The sequence below is a fragment of the Pseudomonas sp. FW305-96 genome, assembly GCF_058783825.1.
The window spans coordinates 30814-56368 of the sequence record NZ_JBYSYW010000038.1; the positions used below are offsets into that span (position 1 = coordinate 30814).

The window sequence follows — 25555 nt, forward strand, 5'->3', positions numbered from 1 at the left end:
TCAGACCCGCGCCAGCGCCGCCAGCACCAGTTCGCAACTGCGCTGGCAATAGGCGGTGAGCACCTCGCGGATGCGCGGCAGGTCGCGGGCGACCACAGCTTCGAGCAGGCGGGCGAACAGCTCCAGGTAATCGACCATGTTGGCCTGGCGCTGGTCCAGGGCCAGGTAGTAGGCGCGGCTCATGGCCGGCTGCAGGTTCTCGACGGTTTCCTGCAGGTACGGGTTGTTGGCGAACGGATACGCGGCGCGCATCACCGCGAAGCTGTCGCCGACAAAGGCCTTGATGTCCTTGCCGGCATGGGCCTGCTTGAGGCGCTGCTGGATGTCCAGGAACGGGCGCAGGTCGCCCTCGGTGCGCCAATGCTGGGCAACGGCGTTGCCCAGCAGGATGTAGAACTCGCCCATCAGGGCGCACAGGCTGCGCACGCTGTTCTCGTCGAGTTCGGTCACATGGGCGCCACGGCGCGGCAGGATGGCCACCAGGTGCCGGCGCTCGAGGATGAGCAGCGCCTCGCGTACCGAACCGCGGCTGACGTTAAGGGCCTGGGTGACCTTCTGCTCCTGGATGCGCTCGCCAGGTGCGAGTTCGCCGCGGATGATCCGCTCGGCCAGGTAGTGGGCAATTTGCTCGGAGAGGCTGTCCGGCGCCTTGAACGTCATGGTTTTCCTTCGCAATCTGGGTAGCTGTGCACAAGGGCGCGATTGTAGCGCACTTGCCAGGCGCTCGCGCAGCGGGACGACGCGCTTTCTGCGACTGACGGGTCAACTTTCCTACACGGCGCGAACTATGCTTTGGAAAAGGCTCGAAGAGGCGGTCCGGTAAGACTCCGCGCAAATTCTTGACCTTTGAGTCAGAAAATTATTGACCCGAAGGTCAGCCGTTGCTTAGAGTCCGCCGGAACAACAATAAAACCATTGCGAGGCCCTCCCCCGTGATCCAGTTTCTCGTCAACCAGGAGCTGCGCAGCGAGCATGCCCTGGACCCGAACATGACGGTGCTGCAGTACCTGCGCGAGCACCTGGGCAAACCCGGCACCAAGGAAGGCTGCGCCAGCGGCGACTGCGGCGCCTGCACCGTGGTCGTCGGCGAACTTGTCGAAAACGCCCAGGGTGGCGACGATATCCGCTATCGCAGCCTCAATTCGTGCCTGACGTTCGTCTCCGCCCTGCACGGCAAGCAACTGATCAGCGTCGAGGGTCTCAAGCACCAGGGCGAACTGCACAGCGTGCAAAAGGCCATGGCCGACTGTCATGGCTCGCAGTGCGGCTTCTGCACCCCTGGTTTCGTCATGTCGCTGTTCGCCCTGCAGAAGAACAGCCAAGGCCACGACCTGCACCAGGCCCAGGAGGCCCTGGCCGGCAACCTGTGCCGCTGCACCGGCTACCGGCCGATCCTCGAGGCTGCCGAGCAGAGCTGCGCACGCCCCTGCCGCGACCAGTTCGACGCTCAGCAGGCGCGGACCATCGCTCGCCTCAAGGCCATCGCCCCGCAACAGACCGGCGAGCTTAATAGCGGCGACAAGCGCTGCCTGGTGCCGCTGACCGTGGCCGACCTGGCCGACCTGTACAGCTCGCACCCCGAGGCGCGCCTGCTGGCCGGGGGTACCGACCTGGCGCTGGAAGTCACCCAGTTCCACCGCACCCTGCCGGTGATGATCTATGTCGGCCACGTCGCCGAACTCAAGCGCATCGACAAGACCGCCAGCCATCTGGAGATCGGCGCCGCCACGCCGCTGACTGACTGCTACACCGCGCTCAACGAGGAATACCCCGACTTCGGCGACCTGCTGCACCGCTTCGCCTCGCTGCAGATCCGCAACCAGGGCACTCTCGGCGGCAATATCGGCAACGCCTCGCCAATCGGTGACTCGCCACCTCTGTTGATCGCCCTCGACGCGCAGATCGTCCTGCGCCAAGGCGAGCGCCAGCGCACCCTGGCCCTGGAAGACTACTTCATCGACTACCGCATCACTGCACGCCAGGACAGCGAGTTCATCGAGAAGATCATCGTGCCGCGCGCCAGCAACGACTGGGCCTTCCGTGCCTACAAGGTGTCCAAGCGCCTGGACGACGATATCTCCGCGGTGTGCGCGGCGTTCAACCTGAGCATCGAGAACGGGGTGGTCAGCGGCGTGCGCATCGCCTTCGGCGGCATGGCGGCGACTCCCAAGCGTGCCCGCGCCTGCGAAGCCGCGCTGCGCGGCAAGCCGTGGACCCAGGCCAGCGTCGAACGCGCCTGCCAGGCCCTGGCCGAGGACTTCACCCCGCTCAGCGACTTCCGCGCCAGCCGCGAGTACCGCCTGCTGACCGCGCAGAACCTGCTGCGCAAGTACTTCATCGAACTGCAAACGCCGCACATCGAAACCCGGGTGACCGCCTATGTCTAACCATCACGCCGTCAAGAGCCAGGCCGAGATGGCCGCACTGTTCAGCCAGGACCTGACCACCGGGGTCGGCCGCAGCCTCAAGCACGACAGCGCCGACAAGCATGTGGCCGGCGAGGCGGTGTACATCGACGACCGCCTGGAATTCCCCAACCAGCTGCACGTCTATGCACGCACCGCCGACCGCGCTCATGCGCGCATCCTGCGCATCGACACCACGCCCTGCTACCAGTTCGAAGGGGTGCGCATCGCCATCACCCACGAAGATATCCCGGGCCTCAAGGACATCGGCCCGGTGGTCGCCGGCGACCCGTTGCTGGCCATCGACAAGGTCGAGTTCTTCGGCCAGCCGGTGCTCGCCGTTGCCGCCTGCGACCTCGAGACCGCCAGGCGCGCCGCCATGGCCGCCATCGTCGAGTACGAAGACCTGGAGCCGGTGCTCGACGTGGTCGAAGCCCTGCGCAAGAAGCACTTCGTGCTCGACAGCCACACCCACCAGCGCGGCGACTCTGCCGCCGCACTGGCCAGTGCCCCGCACCGCATCCAGGGCACCCTGCACATCGGCGGCCAGGAGCACTTCTACCTGGAGACCCAGATCAGCTCGGTGATGCCCGGTGAAGACGGCGGCATGATCGTCTACTGCTCGACGCAAAACCCCACCGAGGTACAGAAGCTGGTGGCCGAGGTGCTCGACGTGCCGATGCACAAGATCGTCGTCGACATGCGCCGCATGGGTGGCGGTTTCGGCGGCAAGGAAACCCAGGCCGCCAGCCCCGCGTGCCTGTGCGCGGTGATCGCGCGCCTGACCGGCCAGCCGACCAAGATGCGCCTGCCGCGGGTCGAAGACATGACCATGACCGGCAAGCGTCACCCGTTCTACGTGGAATATGACGTCGGCTTCGACGACAACGGCCGCCTGCACGGGATCAATTTCGACCTGGCGGGCAACTGCGGCTACTCGCCGGACCTGTCCGGTTCGATCGTCGACCGCGCCATGTTCCACTCCGACAACGCCTACTACCTGGGCGATGCCACGGTGCACGGCCACCGCTGCAAGACCAACACGGCCTCCAACACTGCCTACCGCGGCTTCGGCGGCCCGCAGGGGATGGTCGCCATCGAACAGGTGATGGACCATATCGCCCGTCACCTGGCCCTCGACCCGCTGGCGGTGCGCAAGGCCAACTACTACGGCAAGACCGAGCGCAACGTCACCCACTACTACCAGACCGTCGAGCACAACATGCTCGAGGAGATGACCGCCGAGCTCGAAGCCAGCAGCGACTACCATGAGCGCCGCGAATCGATCCGCCGCTTCAACGCCAACAGCCCGGTGCTGAAAAAAGGCCTGGCGCTGACCCCGGTGAAGTTCGGCATCTCGTTCACCGCCACCTTCCTCAACCAGGCAGGTGCCTTGATCCACATCTACACCGACGGCAGCATCCACCTCAACCACGGCGGCACCGAGATGGGCCAGGGCCTGAACACCAAGGTCGCGCAGGTGGTGGCGCAGGTGTTCCAGGTCGACTTCATCCGTATCCAGATCACCGCCACCAATACCGACAAGGTGCCCAACACCTCGCCCACCGCCGCCTCCAGCGGCGCCGACCTGAACGGCAAGGCCGCGCAGAACGCCGCCGAGATCCTCAAGAAGCGCCTGACCGAGTTCGCGGCCCGGCACTACAACGTCACCGAGGAAGACGTCGAGTTCCGTAACGGCCATGTGCGCGTGCGCGAGCAGATCGTCAGTTTCGAGCAATTGGTCCAGCAGGCCTATTTCGCCCAGGTGTCGCTGTCGACCACCGGTTTCTACCGCACGCCGAAGATTTTCTACGACCGCAACCAGGCCCGTGGCCGCCCGTTCTACTACTTCGCGTTCGGCGCCGCCTGCGTGGAGGTGATCGTCGATACCCTGACCGGCGAGTACAAGATGCTGCGCGCCGACATCCTGCACGACGTGGGCGATTCGCTGAACCCTGCCATCGACATCGGCCAGGTGGAGGGTGGTTTTGTCCAGGGCATGGGCTGGCTGACCACCGAGGAACTGGTGTGGAATGCCAAGGGCAAGCTGATGACCAACGGCCCGGCCAGCTACAAGATCCCGGCTGTGGCCGACATGCCGATCGATATGCGCGTCAAGCTGGTGGAGAACCGCAAGAACCCCGAGGACACCGTGTTCCACTCCAAGGCCGTGGGCGAGCCGCCGTTCATGCTCGGCATTGCCGCCTGGTGCGCGATCAAGGACGCGGTGGCGAGCATCGCCGACTACCGCGTGCAGCCAAACATCGACGCGCCGTCGACGCCGGAGCGGGTGTTGTGGGGTTGCGAGCAGATGCGCAAGGCGGTGGCCGCGGCGCAGCCTGCCGAACAGCAACTGGAGCCCGTGACGCACTGACGCCACGCTCCCTGTAGGCGCGACCTTAGGTTGCGCCTACAGGGGACCGAGGAGGACTGAAGACATGCACCAATGGATCAACGCCCTCGCCGACCACCAAGCCCGTGGCGAACCCTGCGTGCTGGTAACCATCATCGAGGAGCGCGGCTCCACCCCGCGCAACGCCGGCTCGAAAATGGTGGTCAGCGCCAGTGCGCTGTACGACACCATCGGCGGCGGCCACCTGGAGTTCAAGGCCCTGCACATCGCACGCCAGATGCTCGCGGAACACCGCAGTACCCCGCACCTGGAGCGCTTCAGCCTCGGCGCCAGCCTCGGCCAGTGCTGCGGCGGCGCCACCGTGCTGCTGTTCGAGCCGATGAGTGGCGTGCAGGCCGAGATCGCCGTGTTCGGCGCGGGCCATGTCGGCCGCGCTCTGGTACCCTTGCTCGCCGCGCTGCCCTGCCGGGTGCGCTGGATCGATTCGCGCGAGCAGGAGTTCCCCGCGCTCATCCCCACCGGAGTGAGCAAGATCGTCAGCGAAGAGCCGGTCGACGAAGTTGCCGACCTGCCCGCCGGCAGCTACTGCATCGTCATGACCCACAACCACCAGCTGGACCTGGAACTGACCGCCGCGATCCTCAAGCGCAACGACTTCACCTGGTTCGGCCTGATCGGCTCGAAGACCAAGCGGGTCAAGTTCGAGCACCGCCTGCGCGAGCGCGGCTTCGACGACGCCCTGATGGCACGCATGCGCTGCCCGATGGGCCTGGCCGAGGTCAAGGGCAAGCTGCCGATCGAGATCGCCGTGTCCATCGCCGCCGAAATCATTGCCACCTACAACGCCTGCTTCGGCCAGCACGACGCTGCCGCCAATTCAGGCCCCATCGCCCAGTTGCTGCCGTCCTCGCGACGCAGCCAGACCCTTTGACGAGAGCCCCATGAGCGCAACCCGCAAAGCCTACCGAGCCGCCATCCTGCACAGCATCGCCGACCCCGCCGAGGTCGGCCTGGAGGCGTCCTGCGAATACTATGAAGACGGCCTGCTGGTGGTCGACGACGGCCGCATCAGCGCCCTGGGCCATGCCAGCGAGCTGCTGCCAACCCTCGACGCCGCCATCCCGGTGCAACACTACCAGGACGCCCTGATCACCCCGGGTTTCATCGACACCCACATCCACTTCCCGCAGACTGGCATGATCGGCTCCTACGGCGAGCAGCTGCTGGACTGGCTGAACACCTACACCTTCCCCTGCGAAAAGCAGTTCGCCGACAAGGCCCATGCCGACCAGGTGGCGAAGATCTTCCTCGCCGAACTGCTGCGCAACGGCACCACCACCGCGCTGGTGTTCGGCAGCGTGCACCCCGAGTCGGTCAACGCCCTGTTCGAGGAGGCCGAGCGCCTGGATCTGCGCATGATCGCTGGCAAGGTGATGATGGACCGCAACGCCCCCGACTACCTCACCGACACCGCCGAGTCCAGCTACCGCGACAGCAAGATGCTGATCGAGCGCTGGCACGGCAAGGGCCGCTTGCACTACGCGGTCACCCCGCGCTTCGCGCCGACCAGCACGCCGGAACAGTTGAGCGTGGCCGGCCAGTTGCTCAAGGAACACCCGGGCGTGTACATGCACACCCACCTGTCGGAGAACCTCAAGGAAATCGACTGGGTCAAGGAACTGTTCCCCGAGCAGCAAGGCTACCTGGACGTCTACGACCACTTCGAGCTGCTCGGCGAGCGCTCGGTGTTCGCCCACGGCGTGCACCTGTGCGACGACGAGTGCCAGCGCCTGGCCGAAACCGGTTCGGCCATCGCCTTCTGCCCGACCTCCAACCTGTTCCTCGGCAGCGGCCTGTTCAATCTGCCCCAGGCCGAGCGCTTCAAGGTCAACGTCGGCCTGGGCACCGATGTCGGCGCCGGCACCAGCTTCTCGCTGCTCAACACCCTGAACGAGGCGTACAAGGTGATGCAGTTGCAAGGCGCGCGCCTGCACCCGTACAAGTCGCTGTACCTGGCCACCCTCGGCGGCGCCCGCGCCCTGCGCCTGGAGGACCGCATCGGCAGCCTGCGCCCGGGCAATGACGCCGACTTCGTGGTGCTCGACTACAAGGCCACCCCGCTGCTGGACTACCGCCTGCAGCAGTCGAAAAGCATCGAGGAGACCTTGTTCGTGCTCACCACCCTGGGCGACGACCGCACCGTGCGCGAGACCTACGCCGCCGGGCGTTGCGTACACCAGCGCTAAGGTTGTTTGGCCAGGCCTCGATAGAATGCACCGCCGATCGCAGCGCCGATCAGCGGTGCCAGCCAGAACAGCCAAAGTTGCTGCAGCGCCCAGCCACCGACGAACAGCGCAGGCCCGGTGCTGCGCGCCGGGTTCACCGAGGTGTTGGTGACCGGGATCGAGATCAGGTGGATCAAGGTCAACGCCAGGCCAATGGCGATCGGCGCAAACCCGGCCGGCGCCCGGGCGTCCGTGGCGCCCATGATGATCACCAGGAACATCGCGGTCATCACCACTTCGCTGACGAAGCCCGCGGCCAGGGTGTAGCCGCCGGGCGAGTGTTCGCCATAACCATTCGACGCCATGCCGTTGCCCACCTCGAAACCGGCCTTGCCGGTGGCGATGAAGTAGATCACCGCCGCGGCGAGGATCGCGCCGATCACCTGGGCAATCACGTAGGGCAGCAACTCTTTTGCCGGGAATCGTCCCCCCACCACCAGCCCGAACGACACGGCGGGGTTGAGGTGACAACCGGAGATATGGCCGATGGCGAATGCCATGGTCAGGACGGTAAGGCCGAAAGCGAAGGCGACACCCAGGACACCGATGCCGACAGGCGAGCTGGCGGCCAGCACCGCGCTGCCACAACCACCCAGGACCAACCAGAAGGTGCCGACCAGCTCGGCACCCATGCGCACACCCAGGGATGAACTCATGGAGCATTCCTCAAGTAATTGGACGCAACGACTGCGCAAGCCCAACTGCTTGATGAAGGTTTGCTGAGGAAAATCTAGCAGAGCCTTGGCCAAGGGCCAGTAAAGCCAGGGGCCGCTTCGCAGCCCCGCTCAGGCAGGCAAACGATCAACCCTTGGCAGTAGCCTTGGGCTTTTTCAGCAGGTGGGAGAACACCGCGTGCAGATCGTCCGAGGCGCTCTCCTCGTCGAGGTTGAGCTTGCTGTCGATATGGTCCATGTGATGCATCATCAGGCTTACCGCCTGCTCGGCATCACGGGCCTCGATCGCATCGATCAGCTGCATGTGCTCATCGTACGAGCAGTGCGAGCGATTGCCGCTTTCGTACTGGGCGATGATCAGCGAAGTCTGCGACACCAGGCTGCGCTGGAAGCTCACCAGCGGTGCGTTGCCGGCGGCTTCGGCCAGCTTGAGGTGAAACTCGCCGGACAGGCGGATACCGGCGCCACGGTCGCCACGGGAGAAGCTGTCACGCTCCTCGCGGACCATCTGGCGCAGTTCGTTGAGCTGTTCGAGAGTGGCGTGCTGCACGGCCAGTTCGGTGATGGCGCGCTCGACCATGCGCCGCGAGAAGAACACCTGCCGCGCCTCCTCGACCGTGGGGCTGGCCACCACCGCACCACGGTTGGGCCGCAACAGCACCACGCTTTCATGGGCCAGACGCGACAGGGCGCGGCGGATGATGGTGCGGCTGACGCCGAAGATCTCGCCCAGTGCTTCCTCGCTCAACTTGGTGCCCGGTGCCAGACGCTGCTCGAGAATCGCCTCGAAGATATGCGCATAGACGATGTCGTCCTGGGTACCGCTGCGGCCGGCCTTGCCAGTGCGCACAGGTTTTTTCAGAGGTTGCAGCTGTTCGTTCATGGGCTCTCGAGCACAAAGGATCTGCCAGTCGGACCGTGACTGTAATACCGGTCAGCGGGGGGATGGCAAGTCCTGGAAGAAGAAAAGGGGCCAAGGTATGGCGCCATTGTACACAGGCTGACCCGTTTCTGCAGGTGGCCTTTTACCTATATAGCCGTTGTACGGCAGTTCGTGGGAACAAAAGATAAAACATTATTTGCATTCTTTGTACACAAAAGCATAATCCTGCGAGCAACTTCCTGACCCAAAAGTCAACAAACTGGTCGGACGTCTGCCACACCCCCTCGCGAAGCCCCCCAGTGCATGGCTCAGGACCAGGCTTCGAACAACAAGAAAGACTTGAGGAGTACTCGCTGTGGAAAGCCGCAAATCCGAAGCACCTACGCTGGATCTCGTCCCACCGCTCGAAACGGGCTGGCTGGAGCGGATTTTCAAACTCAAGCAGCATGGCAGCACCGTCCGCACCGAGCTGATCGCCGGGGTGACCACCTTCATCACCATGGCCTACATCATCTTCGTCAACCCCAACATCATGGCCGACGCCGGCATCGACCACGGCGCGGCATTCGTCGCCACCTGCATCGCCGCCGCCCTCGGCTGCCTGCTGATGGGCCTGTACGCCAACTGGCCGGTCGGCCTGGCGCCGGGCATGGGGCTCAACGCCTTTTTCACCTACACCGTGGTCGGCACCATGGGCTACAACTGGGAAACGGCGCTGGGGGCGGTGTTCGTCTCGGGCGTGCTGTTCATGTTCCTGACCGTTTCGCGCGTGCGTGAGTGGCTGCTCAACAGCATCCCGCTAAGCCTGCGCCATGCCATGGGGGCCGGCGTCGGCTTGTTCCTCGGGCTGATCGGCCTGAAAACCGCCGGCATCATCGTCGACAGCCCGGCAACCCTGGTCAAGCTCGGCTCGCTGCATGAGCCCGGCCCACTGCTGGCGGCGGTGTGCTTCCTGCTGATCGCCATCCTCAGCTACAAGCGGGTGTTCGGCGCGATCCTGATCAGCATCATCGGCGTCACCCTGGCCGGCTGGGGCCTGGGCCTGGTCAAGTTCGGCGGGGTGGTGTCGATGCCGCCGAGCCTGGCACCGACCTGGATGGCCATGGACGTGGTCGGCGTGTTCAACGTCAGCATGATCAGCGTGGTGCTGGCGTTCCTGTTCGTGCATATGTTCGACACCGCCGGCACGCTGATGGGCGTGGCCCAGCGCGCCAACCTGGTGGCACCGGACGGGCGCATCGAGAACCTGTCGCGGGCACTGAAGGCCGACAGCACCTCCAGCGTGTTCGGCGCGGTGGTCGGCGTGCCGCCGGTGACCAGCTACGTGGAAAGTGCTGCGGGCGTGGCGGCAGGCGGGCGCACCGGTTTGACCGCCGTGGTGGTGGGGATCCTGTTCATCGCGGCGATGTTCTTCGCCCCATTGGCGGGGATGATCCCGGCCTATGCCACCGCTGGCGCGCTGATCTACGTGGCGATGCTGATGATGGGCAGCATGGCGCATATCGAGTGGGATGAAGCCACCGACAGCATTCCGGCGATCGTCACCGTGATCATGATGCCGCTGACCTTCTCGGTGGCAGACGGCATTGCCCTTGGCTTCATCAGCTACGTGGCGCTCAAGGCAGGTACCGGCAAATTCAAGGAGATCTCGGCCAGCCTGTGGGTGCTGTGCGCGATCTTCATTGCCAAGTTTGTGTTCCTCTGATCAGCGGGACTCATTCCACTCACCTCGGGCAGAGGCAGCGGCCCGAGGTACCAAGTTTACCTGCGCACCCTTCTGATAGTTCTGATAGGTGTAAATCCAGTGCGCGCACGCTATTACTAGCGCAGAAAAAACTCGCCATGAGCGGCCATTGCGATCCGACAACAGAGTATCAACGCCATGCTTACTTATGTTTTGTCAGTAGACAGAGCCAGTTCGGTCATACATGCCCAGTCCATCACAAACGCGTATACCCCATACGGAAGCAAGGCATGCAGAGGGGGACCAAGGACTGGCTTCAACGGACAAATCCCAGAGCCCCTCACCGGCCATTATTATCTGGGCAACGGCCATCGCTTGTTCAACACCCAACTTATGCGTTTCAGTAGCCCAGATTCGCTAAGCCCTTTCGATGAAGGTGGCAGTAATAGTTATACCTATTGCGCTGGCGACCCCATCAACAGGCATGATCCCACTGGCGGCATGATTGCTTTCATCAAAGAGATGTATCAACAGTTCACGACTTCGTTTTTACGCAATACCGTGCCCGATGCCATACCGGGACGCGTCTTGGCCACGCCGGAAGCCCAGCAGATCGTCAATGCCCCAAACAAATCGTTTTTTGGAGAGCGCGTCGCCGGCGCCTACATTGCAAAAGACAGTAATGGGGCTCCGCCCCTGCCCCAGTATCTCCAGACTCGTTACGCAGAAACCGTGCAACGGGCGAATAGGGGTGAAACGCCCTCTGTCGTCGCCCATCTCGAGATGGCATCCACCTGGCTGGAATTCAACGGTGCTCCCGAAGCGGTTGCAGCAAAAATCACACCCGGAACCATAGCAACCGCTGTAGTCGGCCACCTGCTCGGCGCAGCGACGGCTGGAGGCGCGGACATAGCTGCATTGAAAACCGGAAGAGCATTGAATTTTTACAGCACCGCAGAGAGAGTCAGGGAGTAGGGCTACGAACGAAAAAAAGCCCGCCAGTGTGAGAGCGGGCCAAGGACCTACGAAGATTCTTCTAGCGACCAACTAGCTTCCACGATAGGTCGAATAGCTGTACGGCGAGATCAGCAGCGGCACATGGTAGTGCTCCTGCTGCTCGTCGATGCCGAAGCGCAGCACGACCACGTCGAGGAACGCGGTGTCCGGCAGCTTCACACCCTTGGCGCGGTAGTAGTCACCGGCGCTGAACTGCAATTGATAGACGCCGGTGCGGTAGTCGTCACCCTGCAGCAGCGGCGCGTCAACGCGGCCATCGCTGTTGGTCAGGGCGGTGTTCACCAGTTCCAGTTGCTGGCCTTCGACGCGGTACAACTCGACCTTGATCGAGCTGCCCGGGCAGCCATGCGCGGCGTCCAGTACGTGTGTGGTCAAACGTCCCATTTGCTTGTCGCCTCTTGTCGTCTACGTGGGCAAAAAATACACGGCAACAGGCTGGCACCGTGCGGGAATGCAGCCATTAAGACAGTTTAGCGATAGATTGTACACAATTTTTTCTGCATCCAAGGTCAAGGCTCCTCGAACACTCCATCAGTCGCAAAGACACGCCCGATGCCGACCCTCGCGGCATTAGCTGACCAATCAGGCAGGTTTCTTGCAAGCCATTCTCAGGCGACAAATGGGAAGAAATGCGGAAAAACAGGCTTACAAAGTATTTAAGAAGTTGTATACAATCAGCCCATCCGGTGGTGCGACATCCCGACGCGGCCCGCCCACCACTCGCACATACGTACAAGAAGGAAGACTGCAGTGAGCGCTGACTACCCTCGCGACCTGATCGGTTACGCCAACAACCCACCTCATCCGCAATGGCCGGGCAATGCCCGCATTGCACTGTCCTTCGTGCTCAACTACGAAGAAGGTGGCGAGCGCAACATCCTGCACGGCGACAAAGAGTCCGAAGCGTTCCTTTCCGAAATGGTCGCCGCCCAGCCGCTGCAGGGCGCGCGCAACATGAGCATGGAGTCGCTCTACGAATACGGCAGCCGCGCCGGCGTATGGCGCCTGCTCAAGCTGTTCAAGGACAGCGGCGTGCCGCTGACCATCTTCGCCGTGGCCATGGCCGCCCAGCGCCACCCCGACGTGATCCGCGCCATGGTCGAGGCCGGCCACGAGATCTGCAGCCACGGCTACCGCTGGATCGACTACCAGTACATGGATGAAGCGCAAGAGCGCGAGCACATGCTCGAAGCCATCCGCATCCTCACCGAACTCACCGGCGAACGCCCACTGGGCTGGTATACCGGCCGCACCGGCCCGAACACCCGGCGCCTGGTCATGGAGGAAGGCGGCTTCCTCTACGACAGCGACACCTATGACGACGACCTGCCCTACTGGGAGCCGAGCAACCCGACCGGCAAGCCGCACCTGGTGATCCCCTACACCCTCGACACCAACGACATGCGCTTCACCCAGGTACAGGGCTTCAACTGCGGCGAGCAGTTCTTCCAGTACCTCAAGGACGCTTTCGACGTGCTCTACGAGGAAGGCGCCGAGGCGCCGAAGATGCTCTCCATCGGCCTGCACTGCCGCCTGGTCGGCCGCCCGGCGCGCCTGGCCGCGCTCAAGCGCTTCGTCGACTACGCCAAGAGCCACGAGCAGGTCTGGTTCGCCCGTCGCGTGGACATCGCCCGCCACTGGCACGCCACCCACCCGTACAAGAAAGAGAACGCCTGATGACCGCCTTCAAGACCCTCAAGCCCTCCACCCTCGACCGCGCCGCCTTCGTCGCGGCCTTCGCCGACATCTACGAGCACTCGCCGTGGGTCGCCGAGAAAGCCTACGACCTGGGGCAACTGGCCGAGCTGGACGAGATCGAGGCGCTGCATCAGCGCATGAGCGACATCCTCCTCAGCGCCAACCACGCCGACCAGCTGGCACTGATCAACGCTCACCCGGACCTGGCCGGCAAGGCCGCCATCCAGGGCGAGCTGACCGAATCGAGCACCAACGAGCAGGCCGGCGCCGGTATTCACCAGTGCACCGCTGAAGAGTTCGCCCGTTTCACCGAGCTCAACGACGCTTACAAGGCCAAGTTCCAGTTCCCGTTCATCATGGCGGTCAAGGGCAGCAACCGGCACCAGATCCTCGCCTCCTTCGAAAAACGCATCCACAACGACACCGATGCCGAGTTCAAGGAAGCCCTGGCCCAGATCAACCTGATTGCCCTGTTCCGCCTGCTTCAGCTTTGAGGGTTGAACCCCGTCCTGGCCCGAGTGCGTGACGCGTCCGCACCCAGGGCCTGGCCGGCAAGCCAACCCACCCAACAACGAATAGAAGAGATAACCGCATGCGCACCCTGATGATCGAGCCCCTGACCAAAGAAGCCTTCGCCCCCTTCGGTGACGTGATCGAAACCGACGGCAGCGACCACTTCATGATCAACAACGGCTCGACCATGCGCTTCCACAAGCTCGCCACGGTCGAGACCGCCGAGCCTGAAGACAAGGCGATCATCAGCATCTTCCGCGCCGACGCGCTGGAGATGCCGCTGACCGTGCGCATGCTGGAACGCCATCCGCTGGGCAGCCAGGCTTTCATCCCGCTGCTCGGCAACCCCTTTCTGGTCGTGGTCGCGCCACTTGGCGATGCACCTGTATCAGGCTTGGTCCGCGCCTTCCGCAGCAATGGCAGGCAGGGCATCAATTACCATCGCGGCGTCTGGCACCACCCGGTGCTGACGATCGAAAAGCGGGATGACTTCCTGGTGGTTGATCGCAGTGGTTCCGGCAACAACTGCGATGAGCATTACTTCCCCGAGGAACAGATGTTGATCCTCAATCCCCACCAATAAGAAAGGGTCGGTCATCCGAGGGGCTGTACGAAATGCTTCGAGCGGCGATCAGGCAAGGCGAAAACAGGCGAGGAAGCGGAGTTTGCTCATTGCAAATGAGCATTCCGAGCCTGTTTTCAACGCTGCATGATCGCCGCGCAGAAGTGTTTCGTGCAGTCCCTGAACGGTGACTGGCGAGAGGTATATACTGTGGAAGCACACCTTCACGAATGGCTGAACCTGAGCATTCGCTGGGTTCACATGATCACCGGCGTGGCCTGGATCGGTGCATCGTTCTACTTCGTCTGGCTGGAGAACCACCTGAACCGAAGCAACCCGCGCGATGGGTTGTCGGGTGACCTCTGGGCCATCCACGGTGGTGGTATCTACCACCTGGAAAAATACAAGCTGGCCCCGCCGAAGATGCCCGAGAACCTGCACTGGTTCAAATGGGAAGCCTACTTCACCTGGATGTCCGGGATCGCCCTGCTGTGCGTGGTGTTCTACTGGAACCCGACCCTGTACCTGCTGGCACCCGGCAGCACCCTCAGCGGTGCCGAAGGCGTGGCCATCGGTATCGGCTCGCTGATCGCCGGCTGGTTCATCTACGACTTCCTCTGCGACTCGCCCCTGGGCAAGAAGCCGGCGCTGCTCGGCGCCGTGCTGTTCGTGCTGATCATCGCCGCCTGCTGGGGCTTCAGCCTGGTGTTCAGCGGCCGTGGCGCGTACCTGCACACCGGCGCGATCATCGGCACCATCATGGTCGGTAACGTGTTCCGCATCATCATGCCGGCGCAGCGCCAGCTGGTGGCGGCCATCGAGAACAACCAGACCCCCGACCCGGTGCTGCCGGCCAAGGGCCTGCTGCGCTCGCGCCACAACAACTACTTCACCCTGCCGGTGCTGTTCATCATGATCAGCAACCACTTCCCGAGCACCTACGGCAGCCAGTACAACTGGCTGATCCTGGCCGGGATCGCGGTGGCCGCGGTATTGATCCGTCACTATTTCAACACCCGCCACGACAGCAACAAGTACGCCTGGACCCTGCCAGTCGGTGCCCTGGCGATGATCTGCCTGGCCTACGTGACCGGCCCCAAGCCGCTGCCGACCGCCCCTGAGCAAGCCGCCGCCAAGGTCGAGTACCAGCCGCTGCCGGCTACCGCCGTGGGTGGCAAGACCGCCGCCGAACTGCGCGCCGAGGAAGCCGCCAAACCTGCGGCACCCGCCGAGGCTCCGGCCCAAGCCACAGCCCAGGCTGGCGGTGAAACCTTCGACAAGATCCACACCGTCATCCAGGAACGCTGCACCGTGTGCCACTCGGCCAAGCCGACCAGCCCGCTGTTCAGCGCAGCCCCAGCCGGCGTGATGTTCGACACCCCGCAGCAGATCCAGGCCCAGGCCGCGCGCATCCAGGCGCAGGCCGTCGCCAGCCAGATCATGCCGCTGGGCAACATCACCCAGATGACTGTCGAGGAACGCAAGCTGGTCGGCGACTGGATCGCCAAAGGCGCGCAGGTCAACTGAGACACCCCACGACTGCGTGGGAGCGGGCTTGCCCCGCGATGAGGCCGGTACTCCCGGCCTCGCTACAAGCTCTACGTAACAAGCAAGCATCGAGCGTTCGGCTTCACGCGGGAACCCCGGCCTCCCTTACCGGAGCCTGCCACGTGAAGCCGCCCGCTTGGATCCGAGAATAAAAACAAAACTCGAGGTGCTGCATGTCCGAGTCACCCAAGGCGTACATCCCTGTTGCGCCGCCACGACAGCCCCTGCCTTTGTTCCAGCTGATCCTGGTGGGTCTGCAACACGTTCTGCTGATGTACGGCGGCGCCATCGCGGTGCCGCTGATCATTGGCCAGGCGGCGGGCCTGTCCCGCGAAGAAGTCGCCTTCCTGATCAACGCCGACCTGCTGGTCGCCGGCGTTGCCACCATCATCCAATCCTTCGGTATCGGCCCGGTCGGCATTCGCATGCCGGTCATGATGGGCGCCAGCTTCGCCGCCGTCGGCAGCATGGTGGCCATGGCCGGCATGCCGGGCGTCGGCCTGCAGGGGATCTTCGGCGCGACCATCGCCGCCGGGTTCTTCGGCATGCTGATCGCGCCGTTCATGTCCAAGGTCGTGCGCTTCTTCCCGCCGCTGGTGACCGGCACGGTCATCACCTCCATCGGCTTGTCGCTGTTCCCGGTAGCGGTCAACTGGGCCGGTGGCGGCCATGACGCCGAAGCCTTCGGCGCGCCGATCTACCTGATGGTCGCCGGCCTGGTGCTGGCGGTGATCCTGCTGATCAACCGCTTCATGCGCGGCTTCTGGGTCAACGTGTCGGTACTGGTGGGCATGGGCCTGGGTTACGTGCTCGCCGGTTCCATCGGCATGGTCGACCTGTCGGGCCTGAGCGAGGCACCGTGGCTGCAGGTGGTTACGCCGCTGCACTTCGGCATGCCAACCTTCAGCCTGGCACCGATCCTGTCGATGTGCCTGGTGGTGGTGATCATCTTCGTCGAGTCGACGGGCATGTTCCTCGCCCTGGGCAAGGTGACCGACCGTGAAGTAACACCAGGCATGCTGCGGCGCGGCCTGCTGTGCGATGCCGGCGCGTCGTTCATCGCCGGCTTCTTCAACACCTTCACCCACTCATCGTTCGCCCAGAACATCGGCCTGGTGCAGATGACCGGGGTACGCTGCCGCTACGTCACGGTGATGGCCGGCGCGCTGCTGATCCTGCTCAGCCTGCTGCCCAAGGCGGCCTTCCTGATCGCCTCGATCCCGCCCGCGGTACTGGGCGGCGCGTCCATCGCCATGTTCGGCATGGTCACCGCCACCGGGATCAAGATCCTCCAGGAAGCGGACATCTCCGACCGACGCAACCAGTTGCTGGTCGCCGTCAGCGTCGGCTTTGGCCTGATCCCGGTGGTGCGCCCGGAGTTCTTCGCGCAGATGCCGCAGTGGATGGAACCGATCACCCACAGTGGCATCGCCATGGCCACCCTCAGCGCCCTGGTGCTGAACCTGCTGTTCAACATCCTCGGCGGCGCCGACCGCGCCGCGCACAACGATGCCTGTCACCAGCACTGAGTGACCAGGGGCGGCGCCGTCCTGGCCGCCCCGCTTCAACCCTGTGGTAACGCAGTACCGTCGGCCCGCCGGAATGGGCCGTCCGGGGCGCCTGCGCGCCGAAAAAGCCCTTACAAAAACAATAAGTCCGGGAATCACAACATGAAGCGCATCACCACCTCCATCCTGCTGGGCAGCAGCCTGCTGGCCACCCTCCCCGCCCATGCCGGCGAATGGCTGCAGTGGCACGGCGAAAGCCTGTCCTACCTCTACGGCAAGGACTTCAAGGTCAACCCCGACATCCAGCAGACCATCACCTTCGAACACGCCAACAAGTGGAAGTACGGCGACACCTTCCTGTTCGTCGACAAGATCTTCTACAACGGCAAGGCCGACCCCGGCAAAGGCGTGACCACCTACTACGGTGAGTTCAGCCCGCGCCTGTCGTTCGGCAAGATCTTCGAGCGCAACCTGGCCTTTGGCCCGGTCAAGGACGTGCTGCTGGCCATGACCTACGAGCGTGGCGAGGGCGACAACGAGGCCTACCTGATCGGCCCCGGCTTCGATCTGAACGTGCCCGGCTTCAACTACTTCACCCTGAACTTCTACCTGCGCAACACCGAGGGCAGCCGCCCCGGCGATAACGTCTGGCAGATCACCCCGGCCTGGTCCTACACCATCCCGGTGGGCAAGTCCGACATCCTGATCGACGGCTACATCGACTGGGTGGTCGACAACGACCAGACCCGCCGTGGCACCTACCACGCCAACCTGCAGTTCAACCCACAGGTCAAATACGACCTGGGCAAGGCCCTTAACCTGGGCGCCAAGCAGCTCTACGTCGGCTTCGAATACAGCTACTGGAAGGACAAGTACGGCATTGACAGCCGCGGCAACGTGGACAGCAACCAGAGCGTCGCCAGCGCCCTGGTGAAGGTGCATTTCTGACCGAACGGGCGCATGCCCGATGATGTGACACCGTGCTCCAGGACGGAGCACTTGAGGCCCGGCGCGCAAGTGAGTAATCTGCGCGCCCCCTCGATCGGGGCGGGAAGGATCCCGCCCGCGTTTGCTGACCGCCCAGTCAATGTTTCCGGGCGGTTGGCCAACGTGTTGCCAGCGTGAAATACCTATTTCATCCGTTCAGAAAGACGTCGAGCAGGATGGTTGTGCCCAACGTGGAAAAGTTGGCGCAGCTCTTGCCAAACAGCTGTGGCCAATTGAAAAAAGCTGACCCAAAAGACAAGAACAGCGCCCGAGCGCTGACAACAGATCCAATAAAGGGAGCGACACACGCAATGCGTACCATCAATAGCCTGATCCTCGCCGGCGGCCTGCTGGCCTGCGGCGCCAGCCAAGCCGGTGACCTGCTGCAATGGCAGAACAACAGCCTGACCTACCTGTGGGGCAAGAACTTCAAGGTCAACCCCGAGACCCAGCAGACGGTCACCTTCGAGCACGCCGATGCGTGGAAGTACGGCGACAACTTCTTCTTCTTCGACAAGATCTTCTACCAGGGCAAGAAGGACGCCAGTAACGGCCCGAACACCTACTACGGCGAGTTCAGCCCACGCCTGTCGTTCGGCAAGATCTTCGACCAGAAGCTCGAGTTCGGCCCGGTCAAGGACGTGCTGCTGGCCATGACCTACGAGTTCGGCGAGGGTGACACCGAGTCCTATCTGATCGGCCCAGGCTTCGACCTGGCGATCCCAGGCTTCGACTACTTCCAGCTGAACTTCTACCAGCGCACCACCGACGGCAGCCGCCCAGGCGACAACGTCTGGCAGATCACCCCGGTGTGGTCCTACACCATCCCTGTGGGTTCGTCCGACATTCTCATCGACGGCTTCATGGACTGGGTGGTGGACAACGACGAGAACCGTCGCGGCACCTACCAGGCGAACCTGCACTTCAACCCGCAGGTCAAGTACGACCTGGGCAAAGCGCTGCACCTGGGCGAGAAGCAGTTGTACGTGGGTATCGAGTACGACTACTGGAAGAACAAGTACGGCATCAAGGACAGCGATGCCTTCACTACCGATCAGAACACCATGAGTTTCCTGGTCAAAGTGCACTTCTGATCACACAGCGCTCAGGCTCTGTCTGACGTGGGAGCGGGCTTGCCCCGCCCCCACGTCCCTGCGCTACTCAGTGAGCAGGGCGCAGCGCCTGCCACAGCTTGCCGACGACGCTCACCACCGCCAGCACCACAGCCCCCGCAATCACCCCCGCCACACCATTGAGCAGCGCCCCGGTCAACGCCCCGCCGCGCCCGTCGGCGAACGCCTCGATGGCGTGATGCAGCGGCGCGATGCCATGCACCAGGATCCCGCCACCGACCAGGAACATCGCCGCAGTGCCGATCACCGACAGGCTCTTCATCATGTACGGCGCGGCGCGCAGGATGCCGTTGCCCACCGCCTGGCTCAGCGCCGAGGCTTTCTTGGTCATCCATAGCCCCAGGTCGTCGAGCTTGACGATGCCTGCCACCAGGCCATACACCCCCAGGGTCATGACGATGGCGATCCCCGACAGCACGATGATCTGCTGGCTCAGCGGCGCATCGGCCACGGTGCCCAGGGTGATGGCGATGATCTCGGCGGAGAGGATGAAGTCGGTGCGCACCGCGCCCTTGATCTTGCTCTTCTCAAAGGCCACCAGGTCGACCTGCTCGTCCGCCACGGCCGCCTTGCGCGCCTCGTGCTGCGCGTCGTCCTCGGCCTTGCTGTGCAGGAACTTGTGCGCCAGCTTCTCGAAGCCCTCGAAGCACAGGTAGGCGCCACCAACCATCAGCAGCGGAATCACCGCCCAGGGAATGAACGCGCTGATCAGCAACGCCGCCGGCACCAGGATCGCCTTGTTCACCAGCGAGCCCTTGGCCACCGCCCACACCACCGGGATCTCGCGTTCGGCGCGCACGCCGGTGACCTGCTGGGCGTTGAGCGCCAGGTCGTCGCCCAGCACCCCGGCGGTCTTCTTCGCCGCGACCTTGGTCATCAACGAGACATCGTCGAGGACCGTGGCGATATCGTCGATCAATACCAGTAAGCTGCTTCCTGCCATGTCAAAATGTTTCCAGTAGGTTCGAATGGCCGGGATTCTAGCCCAAAGACGCTGCCTTGAGCGCCCGTCCGAGCGGGTGCTACCATGCCGGACCCCTCTTGGAGGGGCCAGACCCGAGGAAGATTCCCGACAATGAGCACCATTCGCGAGCGCAACAAGGAACTGATCCTGCGCGCAGCCAGTGAAGAATTCGCCGACAAGGGCTTCGCCGCCACCAAGACCAGCGATATCGCGGCCAAGGCCGGCCTGCCCAAGCCGAACGTGTACTACTACTTCAAGTCGAAGGAAAACCTCTACCGCGAGGTGCTCGAGAGCATCATCGCGCCGATCATGCAGGCCTCGACGCCGTTCAACGCCGACGGCGATCCGAAAGAGGTGCTCAGTTCGTACATCCGCTCGAAGATCCGCATCTCCCGCGACCTGCCCCACGCCTCCAAGGTGTTCGCCAGCGAGATCATGCATGGCGCGCCGCACCTGTCGCCGCGCCAGGTGGAGCAGCTCAACGAGCAGGCCCGCCACAACATCGAGTGCATCCAGCGCTGGATCGAGCGCGGCCAGATCGCCCACGTCGACCCGCACCACCTGATGTTCAGCATCTGGGCGGCGACGCAAACCTATGCGGATTTCGACTGGCAGATCGCCGTGGTGACCGGCAAGGCCAAGCTGGCCGACAGCGACTATGACGCGGCGGCCGAGACCATCATCCGCCTGGTGCTGAAGGGCTGCGAGCCCGAGGCGGCCTGACAGGGCCAATGGGGCTGCTGCGCAGCCCTTATCGCCGGCAAGCCGGCTCCCATAGGCCCTGCACAATTCCTGTGGGAGCCGGCTTGTCGTGGCGACGAACCGCGGCGATGGGCCGCACAGCGGCCCCAGAGAAACTGAACCTTAAGCCGCCACCCCGGCATCCGCCGTCAGCCCGACTTCCTCAATTGCACTGATTGCGCACTGCTCGTCGATATCCGACGTATCGCCGCTGATCCCCACCGCCCCCAGCACCCTGCCCTCCTGATCACGGATCAGCACGCCCCCTGGCACCGGCACCACCGGTCGCTCGCCGAGCCCGTTCAAAGCCGCGTAGAAGGCTGGGCGCTGCTGCGAGTCCAGCGCCAGCAGGCGCGAACCCTTGCCCAACGCCACCGCACCCCAGGCCTTGCCAATGGCCACCTCGGGGCGCAGCAGGCTGGCGCCGTCCTCGCGCTGCAACGCCAGCAGATGCCCGCCGGCGTCGAGCACCGCCACGGTCAAGGGCGCAGCGTTGATCTTGCGGCCTGCGGCCAACGCGGCATTTACCACGCCCACGGCCTGTTTGAGGGTCAATGCGTTCATGAAAAGGTCCTCTTCTTGTTGTGAGAAGCCCTGAGGGCAGTTGAAAACCAATAGACACGATAGAACACAACAAAGACACTGTTTGTATACAATTTTCTGATCCAATGTCTCTCACTGCGACGAAATGCCGCCCTTTTTCGCCATGACCAGCAAGTCAAACCCGCCGACGAAAATGGATTGACCTTTTGCGCCGACCATGAATACACTCTGCCGCAACACAAGTTGTATACAATTACAAAATCGATGAGGCACAAACCATGAGCAAAATGAGAGCAATCGATGCAGCCGTTCTGGTCATGCGCCGTGAAGGTGTAGATACCGCGTTCGGCATTCCCGGCGCCGCGATCAACCCGCTGTACTCGGCCCTGAAGAAAGTCGGTGGCATCGATCACGTCCTCGCTCGCCACGTCGAAGGCGCCTCGCACATGGCCGAGGGCTACACCCGCGCCAACCCGGGCAACATCGGCGTGTGCATCGGCACCTCCGGCCCCGCCGGCACCGACATGGTCACCGGCCTGTACAGCGCCTCGGCCGACTCCATCCCGATCCTCTGCATCACCGGCCAAGCCCCGCGTGCCCGCCTGCACAAGGAAGACTTCCAGGCCGTCGACATCACCAGCATCGTCAAGCCGGTGACCAAGTGGGCGACCACCGTGCTGGAGCCGGGCCAGGTGCCTTACGCATTCCAGAAGGCCTTCTACGAAATGCGCACCGGCCGCCCAGGCCCGGTGCTGATCGACCTGCCGTTCGACGTGCAGATGGCCGAGATCGAGTTCGACATCGATGCCTACGAGCCACTGGCGATCAGCAAGCCAGCCGCCACCCGCGTCCAGGCCGAAAAAGCCCTGGCCCTGCTCAATGACGCCGAGCGCCCGCTGCTGGTAGCTGGCGGCGGCATCATCAACGCCGACGCCAGCGACAAGCTGGTCGAGTTCGCCGAGCTGACCGGCGTCCCGGTAGTGCCAACCCTGATGGGCTGGGGCACCATCCCGGACGATCACGAATTGATGGTCGGCATGGTCGGCCTGCAGACCTCGCATCGCTACGGCAACGCGACCATGCTCAAGTCCGACCTGGTGTTCGGTATCGGCAACCGCTGGGCCAACCGCCACACCGGCTCCGTCGACGTCTACACCGAAGGCCGCAAGTTCGTGCACGTGGACATCGAACCGACCCAGATCGGCCGAGTGTTCACTCCAGATTTGGGTATCGTCTCGGACGCCGGCAAGGCCCTGGACGTGTTCCTCGAAGTGGCCCGCGAATGGAAAGCCGCAGGCCTGCTCAAGTGCCGCAAGGCCTGGCTGGAAGACTGCCAGGAACGCAAGGCTACCCTGCAGCGCAAGACCAACTTCGACAACGTCCCGGTCAAGCCGCAGCGCGTGTACCAGGAAATGAACGAAGTGTTCGGCAAGGACACCACCTACGTCAGCACCATCGGCCTGTCGCAGATCGCCGGCGCGCAGTTCCTGCACGTGTACAAGCCACGCCACTGGATCAACTGCGGCCAGGCCGGCCCGCTGGGCTGGACCATCCCTGCCGCGCTGGGTGTCGTCAAGGCCGACCCGAAACGCAAAGTGGTCGCGCTGTCCGGTGACTACGACTTCCAGTTCATGATCGAAGAGCTGGCGGTGGGCGCGCAGTTCAACCTGCCGTACGTCCACGTGCTGGTGAACAACGCCTACCTCGGCCTGATCCGCCAGGCGCAGCGTGGTTTCGACATGGATTACTGTGTACAACTGGCGTTCGAGAACATCAATTCCACCGACGCCGCCACCTACGGTGTCGACCACGTCGCCGTGGTCGAGGGCCTGGGCTGCAAGGCCATCCGCGTGTTCCAACCGGCCGAGATCGCCCCTGCCCTGCTCAAGGCGCAGAAGATGGCCGAAGAGTTCCGCGTGCCGGTGGTGGTCGAAGTGATTCTCGAGCGTGTGACCAACATTTCCATGGGCACCGAGATCAACGCGGTCAACGAGTTCGAAGACCTCGCCCTGGTCGGCAACGACGCGCCGACCGCCATCTCGCTGCTGGACTGATCGCCTGACGCCCCCGCGCCGCGCGCGGGGGCAATCAACGCAAGGAGACGACTTATGCCTCGCTTCGCCGCCAACCTGTCCATGCTGTTCACCGAACAGGACTTCCTGGCTCGCTTCAAGGCCGCCGCCGACGCTGGTTTCAGCGGCGTCGAATACCTCTTCCCGTACGATTTCAGCGCCGCCGAGATCAAGCAGCAGCTCGACGCCCATGGCCTGACCCAGGTGCTGTTCAACCTGCCCGCGGGCGACTGGTCGAAAGGTGAGCGTGGCATCACCTGCCACCCCGACCGCGTCGAAGAGTTCCGCGCCGGTGTCGACAAGGCCATCGAGTACGCCAAGGTGCTGGGCAACACCCAGGTCAACGCCCTGGCCGGCATCCGCCCGCAAGGCCCGGACTGCGCCACCGTGCGCAAGACCTTCGTGGAAAACCTGCGCTACGCCGCCGACAAGCTCAAGGCCGCCGGCATCCGCCTGGTCATGGAAATGATCAACACCCGCGACATCCCGGGCTTCTACCTGAATACCACGAAACAGGCCCTGGAAATCCAGGCCGAGGTGGGCAGCGACAACCTGTTCCTGCAGTACGACATCTACCACATGCAGATCATGGAAGGTGACCTGGCGCGCACCCTGGAAACCAACCTCAAGCTGATCAACCACGTGCAGCTGGCCGACAACCCGGGCCGCCACGAGCCGGGCACCGGCGAGATCAACTACCGCTTCCTGTTCGAGCACCTGGACCGCATCGGCTACCAGGGCTGGGTGGGCGCGGAGTACAAGCCCAAGACCACCACCGAAGCCGGCCTGGGCTGGCTCAAAACTCACAACGCTATCTAAGGATTCGCTCGAAGGGGCTGCCCTGATTGGCCCCTGTGGGAGCTGGCTTGCCAGCGAAAGCGTCAACACGGCCAACATCGTTTGCATATCGATCGCAATCGCTGGCAAGCCAGCTCCCACAAGGTTCGCACCGCCTGCTCCATCGAGATTCAACAATTACAACGAGGTAATCTCTCATGGCTAAAATCGGTTTCATCGGCACCGGCATCATGGGCAACCCCATGGCCCAGAACCTGCAAAAGGCAGGTCACAGCATCTTCGTTTCGACCCACCACGACGCAGCTCCGGCCAACCTGATCGCCGCTGGCGGCGTGGCCCTGGCCAACCCGAAGGAAGTGGCCCAGGAAGCTGAGTTCATCATCGTCATGGTGCCCGACACCCCACAGGTCGAAAGCGTGCTGTTCGGTGAAAACGGCGTCGCCGAAGGCGTGGGCCCGAACAAGGTGGTGATCGACATGAGCTCGATCTCGCCTACCGCCACCAAAGCCTTCGCCGAGAAGATCAAGGCCACCGGCGCCGCCTACCTGGACGCCCCGGTGTCCGGCGGCGAAGTCGGTGCCAAGGCCGCGACCTTGAGCATCATGGTGGGCGGTTGCCCGAAAGCCTTCGAGCGCGCCCTGCCGCTGTTCGAAGCCATGGGCAAGAACATCACCCGCGTCGGCGGCAACGGCGATGGCCAGACCGCCAAGGTGGCCAACCAGATCATCGTCGCCCTGAACATCCAGGCCGTTGCCGAAGCCCTGCTGTTCGCCGCCAAGAACGGCGCCGACCCGGCCAAGGTGCGCGAGGCGCTGATGGGCGGCTTCGCATCGTCGAAGATCCTCGAAGTGCACGCCGAGCGCATGATCAAAGGCACCTTCGACCCAGGCTTCCGCATCAACCTGCACCAGAAGGACCTCAACCTGGCCCTGCAAGGCGCCAAGGAGCTGGGCATCAACCTGCCCAACACCTCCAATGCCCAGCAAGTGTTCAACACCTGCCAGGCCCTGGGCGGCGGCAACTGGGACCACTCGGCGCTGATCAAGGGCCTGGAGCACATGGCCAACTTCTCGATCCGCGACGACAAGTGATTTGAATCCGGGGGCTGCTGCGCAGCCCTTTCGCCGGCAAGCCGGCTCCCACAGGGACCGCACCGTCCTATGATCCAGCGCTGTACCTGTGGGAGC

23 protein-coding genes are annotated in these 25555 nt (G+C 63.5%); 17 read left to right on the forward strand and 6 right to left on the reverse strand.

Annotation, left to right across the window (positions count from 1 at the left end):
* Positions 1-660, reverse strand: coding sequence for a GntR family transcriptional regulator (locus AC3WL2_RS22595; RefSeq protein ID WP_023631392.1), 660 nt, complete (start codon positions 658-660; stop codon positions 1-3).
* Between the two features lie 272 nt (positions 661-932).
* Between AC3WL2_RS22595 and xdhA the strand changes: the two genes are divergently transcribed.
* From xdhA to guaD, 4 genes are all read left to right on the forward strand, one after another.
* Positions 933-2387 carry a xanthine dehydrogenase small subunit gene (gene xdhA, locus AC3WL2_RS22600; protein ID WP_102684660.1) on the forward strand — a complete coding sequence of 485 codons (1455 nt, stop codon included), beginning with the start codon at positions 933-935 and terminating at the stop codon, positions 2385-2387.
* Positions 2380-4779 carry a xanthine dehydrogenase molybdopterin binding subunit gene (gene xdhB, locus AC3WL2_RS22605; RefSeq protein ID WP_102684659.1) on the forward strand — a complete coding sequence of 800 codons (2400 nt, stop codon included), beginning with the start codon at positions 2380-2382 and terminating at the stop codon, positions 4777-4779. The genes xdhA and xdhB overlap by 8 nt, the downstream gene beginning before the upstream one ends.
* A gap of 64 nt (positions 4780-4843) precedes the next feature.
* On the forward strand, positions 4844-5689 hold the full coding sequence (gene xdhC / locus AC3WL2_RS22610; protein WP_102684658.1) for a xanthine dehydrogenase accessory protein XdhC: 846 nt from the start codon (positions 4844-4846) through the stop codon (positions 5687-5689).
* Positions 5690-5699: 10 nt separating this feature from the next.
* On the forward strand, positions 5700-7004 hold the full coding sequence (gene guaD, locus AC3WL2_RS22615) for a guanine deaminase (RefSeq protein ID WP_102684657.1): 1305 nt from the start codon (positions 5700-5702) through the stop codon (positions 7002-7004).
* Here the strand turns inward: guaD and aqpZ are convergent.
* Together aqpZ and AC3WL2_RS22625 are read right to left on the reverse strand one after the other, a co-directional pair.
* On the reverse strand, positions 7001-7699 hold the full coding sequence (gene aqpZ / locus AC3WL2_RS22620) for an aquaporin Z (protein WP_102684656.1): 699 nt from the start codon (positions 7697-7699) through the stop codon (positions 7001-7003). The two genes, guaD and aqpZ, sit on opposite strands and share 4 nt — an antisense overlap.
* A gap of 145 nt (positions 7700-7844) precedes the next feature.
* Positions 7845-8600 carry a GntR family transcriptional regulator gene (locus AC3WL2_RS22625; RefSeq protein WP_038705701.1) on the reverse strand — a complete coding sequence of 252 codons (756 nt, stop codon included), beginning with the start codon at positions 8598-8600 and terminating at the stop codon, positions 7845-7847.
* 355 nt (positions 8601-8955) lie between these two features.
* Here AC3WL2_RS22625 and AC3WL2_RS22630 point away from each other — a divergent pair, with 355 nt between their 5' ends.
* Both AC3WL2_RS22630 and AC3WL2_RS22635 read left to right on the forward strand, forming a co-directional pair.
* Positions 8956-10305 (forward strand): NCS2 family permease, encoded by a 1350-nt coding sequence (locus AC3WL2_RS22630; RefSeq protein ID WP_102684655.1) that lies wholly within the window; start codon positions 8956-8958, stop codon positions 10303-10305.
* A 177-nt stretch (positions 10306-10482) separates the two neighbouring features.
* Positions 10483-11259 carry an RHS repeat-associated core domain-containing protein gene (locus tag AC3WL2_RS22635; protein ID WP_102684654.1) on the forward strand — a complete coding sequence of 259 codons (777 nt, stop codon included), beginning with the start codon at positions 10483-10485 and terminating at the stop codon, positions 11257-11259.
* A 72-nt stretch (positions 11260-11331) separates the two neighbouring features.
* Here AC3WL2_RS22635 and uraH read toward each other — a convergent pair whose 3' ends face one another.
* A complete protein-coding gene (uraH, locus tag AC3WL2_RS22640) occupies positions 11332-11685 on the reverse strand; it encodes a hydroxyisourate hydrolase (RefSeq protein ID WP_028692847.1) in 354 nt (117 codons plus the stop codon).
* 366 nt (positions 11686-12051) lie between these two features.
* On the opposite strand from uraH, the gene puuE reads away from it, so the two are divergent.
* The 7 genes from puuE to AC3WL2_RS22675 all read left to right on the forward strand — a co-directional run bounded on the left by puuE (position 12052) and on the right by AC3WL2_RS22675 (position 19211).
* Positions 12052-12978: an allantoinase PuuE gene (puuE, locus tag AC3WL2_RS22645; RefSeq protein ID WP_102684653.1), complete on the forward strand. Its 927-nt coding sequence runs from the start codon at positions 12052-12054 to the stop codon at positions 12976-12978.
* Positions 12978-13493 (forward strand): 2-oxo-4-hydroxy-4-carboxy-5-ureidoimidazoline decarboxylase, encoded by a 516-nt coding sequence (gene uraD / locus AC3WL2_RS22650; RefSeq protein ID WP_102684652.1) that lies wholly within the window; start codon positions 12978-12980, stop codon positions 13491-13493. Before puuE ends, uraD begins: the two co-directional genes overlap by 1 nt.
* A gap of 98 nt (positions 13494-13591) precedes the next feature.
* The gene (locus AC3WL2_RS22655; protein WP_102684651.1) at positions 13592-14095 is read left to right on the forward strand and encodes an ureidoglycolate lyase; all 504 of its coding nucleotides are present in this window, start codon (positions 13592-13594) and stop codon (positions 14093-14095) included.
* 189 nt (positions 14096-14284) lie between these two features.
* Complete coding sequence (locus AC3WL2_RS22660; RefSeq protein WP_102684673.1) at positions 14285-15601, forward strand: urate hydroxylase PuuD; 1317 nt, start codon at positions 14285-14287, stop codon at positions 15599-15601.
* Between the two features lie 194 nt (positions 15602-15795).
* Positions 15796-17151, forward strand: a complete 1356-nt coding sequence (locus AC3WL2_RS22665) for a nucleobase:cation symporter-2 family protein (protein WP_046856489.1) — start codon at positions 15796-15798, stop codon at positions 17149-17151.
* Between the two features lie 141 nt (positions 17152-17292).
* A complete protein-coding gene (locus AC3WL2_RS22670; RefSeq protein WP_102684650.1) occupies positions 17293-18078 on the forward strand; it encodes an outer membrane protein OmpK in 786 nt (261 codons plus the stop codon).
* 350 nt (positions 18079-18428) lie between these two features.
* Entirely contained in the window at positions 18429-19211 is a 783-nt protein-coding gene (locus AC3WL2_RS22675; protein WP_102684649.1) for an outer membrane protein OmpK, read from the forward strand.
* A gap of 67 nt (positions 19212-19278) precedes the next feature.
* Here AC3WL2_RS22675 and AC3WL2_RS22680 read toward each other — a convergent pair whose 3' ends face one another.
* Entirely contained in the window at positions 19279-20193 is a 915-nt protein-coding gene (locus AC3WL2_RS22680) for a DUF808 domain-containing protein (RefSeq protein WP_102684648.1), read from the reverse strand.
* Between the two features lie 132 nt (positions 20194-20325).
* On the opposite strand from AC3WL2_RS22680, the gene AC3WL2_RS22685 reads away from it, so the two are divergent.
* Entirely contained in the window at positions 20326-20937 is a 612-nt protein-coding gene (locus tag AC3WL2_RS22685; RefSeq protein ID WP_102684647.1) for a TetR/AcrR family transcriptional regulator, read from the forward strand.
* Positions 20938-21078: 141 nt separating this feature from the next.
* Here AC3WL2_RS22685 and AC3WL2_RS22690 read toward each other — a convergent pair whose 3' ends face one another.
* Positions 21079-21519, reverse strand: coding sequence for a GlcG/HbpS family heme-binding protein (locus tag AC3WL2_RS22690; RefSeq protein ID WP_102684646.1), 441 nt, complete (start codon positions 21517-21519; stop codon positions 21079-21081).
* Between the two features lie 257 nt (positions 21520-21776).
* Between AC3WL2_RS22690 and gcl the strand changes: the two genes are divergently transcribed.
* The 3 genes from gcl (at position 21777) to AC3WL2_RS22705 (ending at position 25459) form a co-directional block, all read left to right on the forward strand.
* Positions 21777-23552, forward strand: a complete 1776-nt coding sequence (gene gcl / locus AC3WL2_RS22695) for a glyoxylate carboligase (RefSeq protein WP_102684645.1) — start codon at positions 21777-21779, stop codon at positions 23550-23552.
* 54 nt (positions 23553-23606) lie between these two features.
* Positions 23607-24389 (forward strand): hydroxypyruvate isomerase, encoded by a 783-nt coding sequence (hyi, locus tag AC3WL2_RS22700; RefSeq protein WP_046856495.1) that lies wholly within the window; start codon positions 23607-23609, stop codon positions 24387-24389.
* Positions 24390-24565: 176 nt separating this feature from the next.
* Positions 24566-25459, forward strand: coding sequence for a 2-hydroxy-3-oxopropionate reductase (locus AC3WL2_RS22705; protein ID WP_023631172.1), 894 nt, complete (start codon positions 24566-24568; stop codon positions 25457-25459).
* Positions 25460-25555 lie beyond the last annotated feature (96 nt).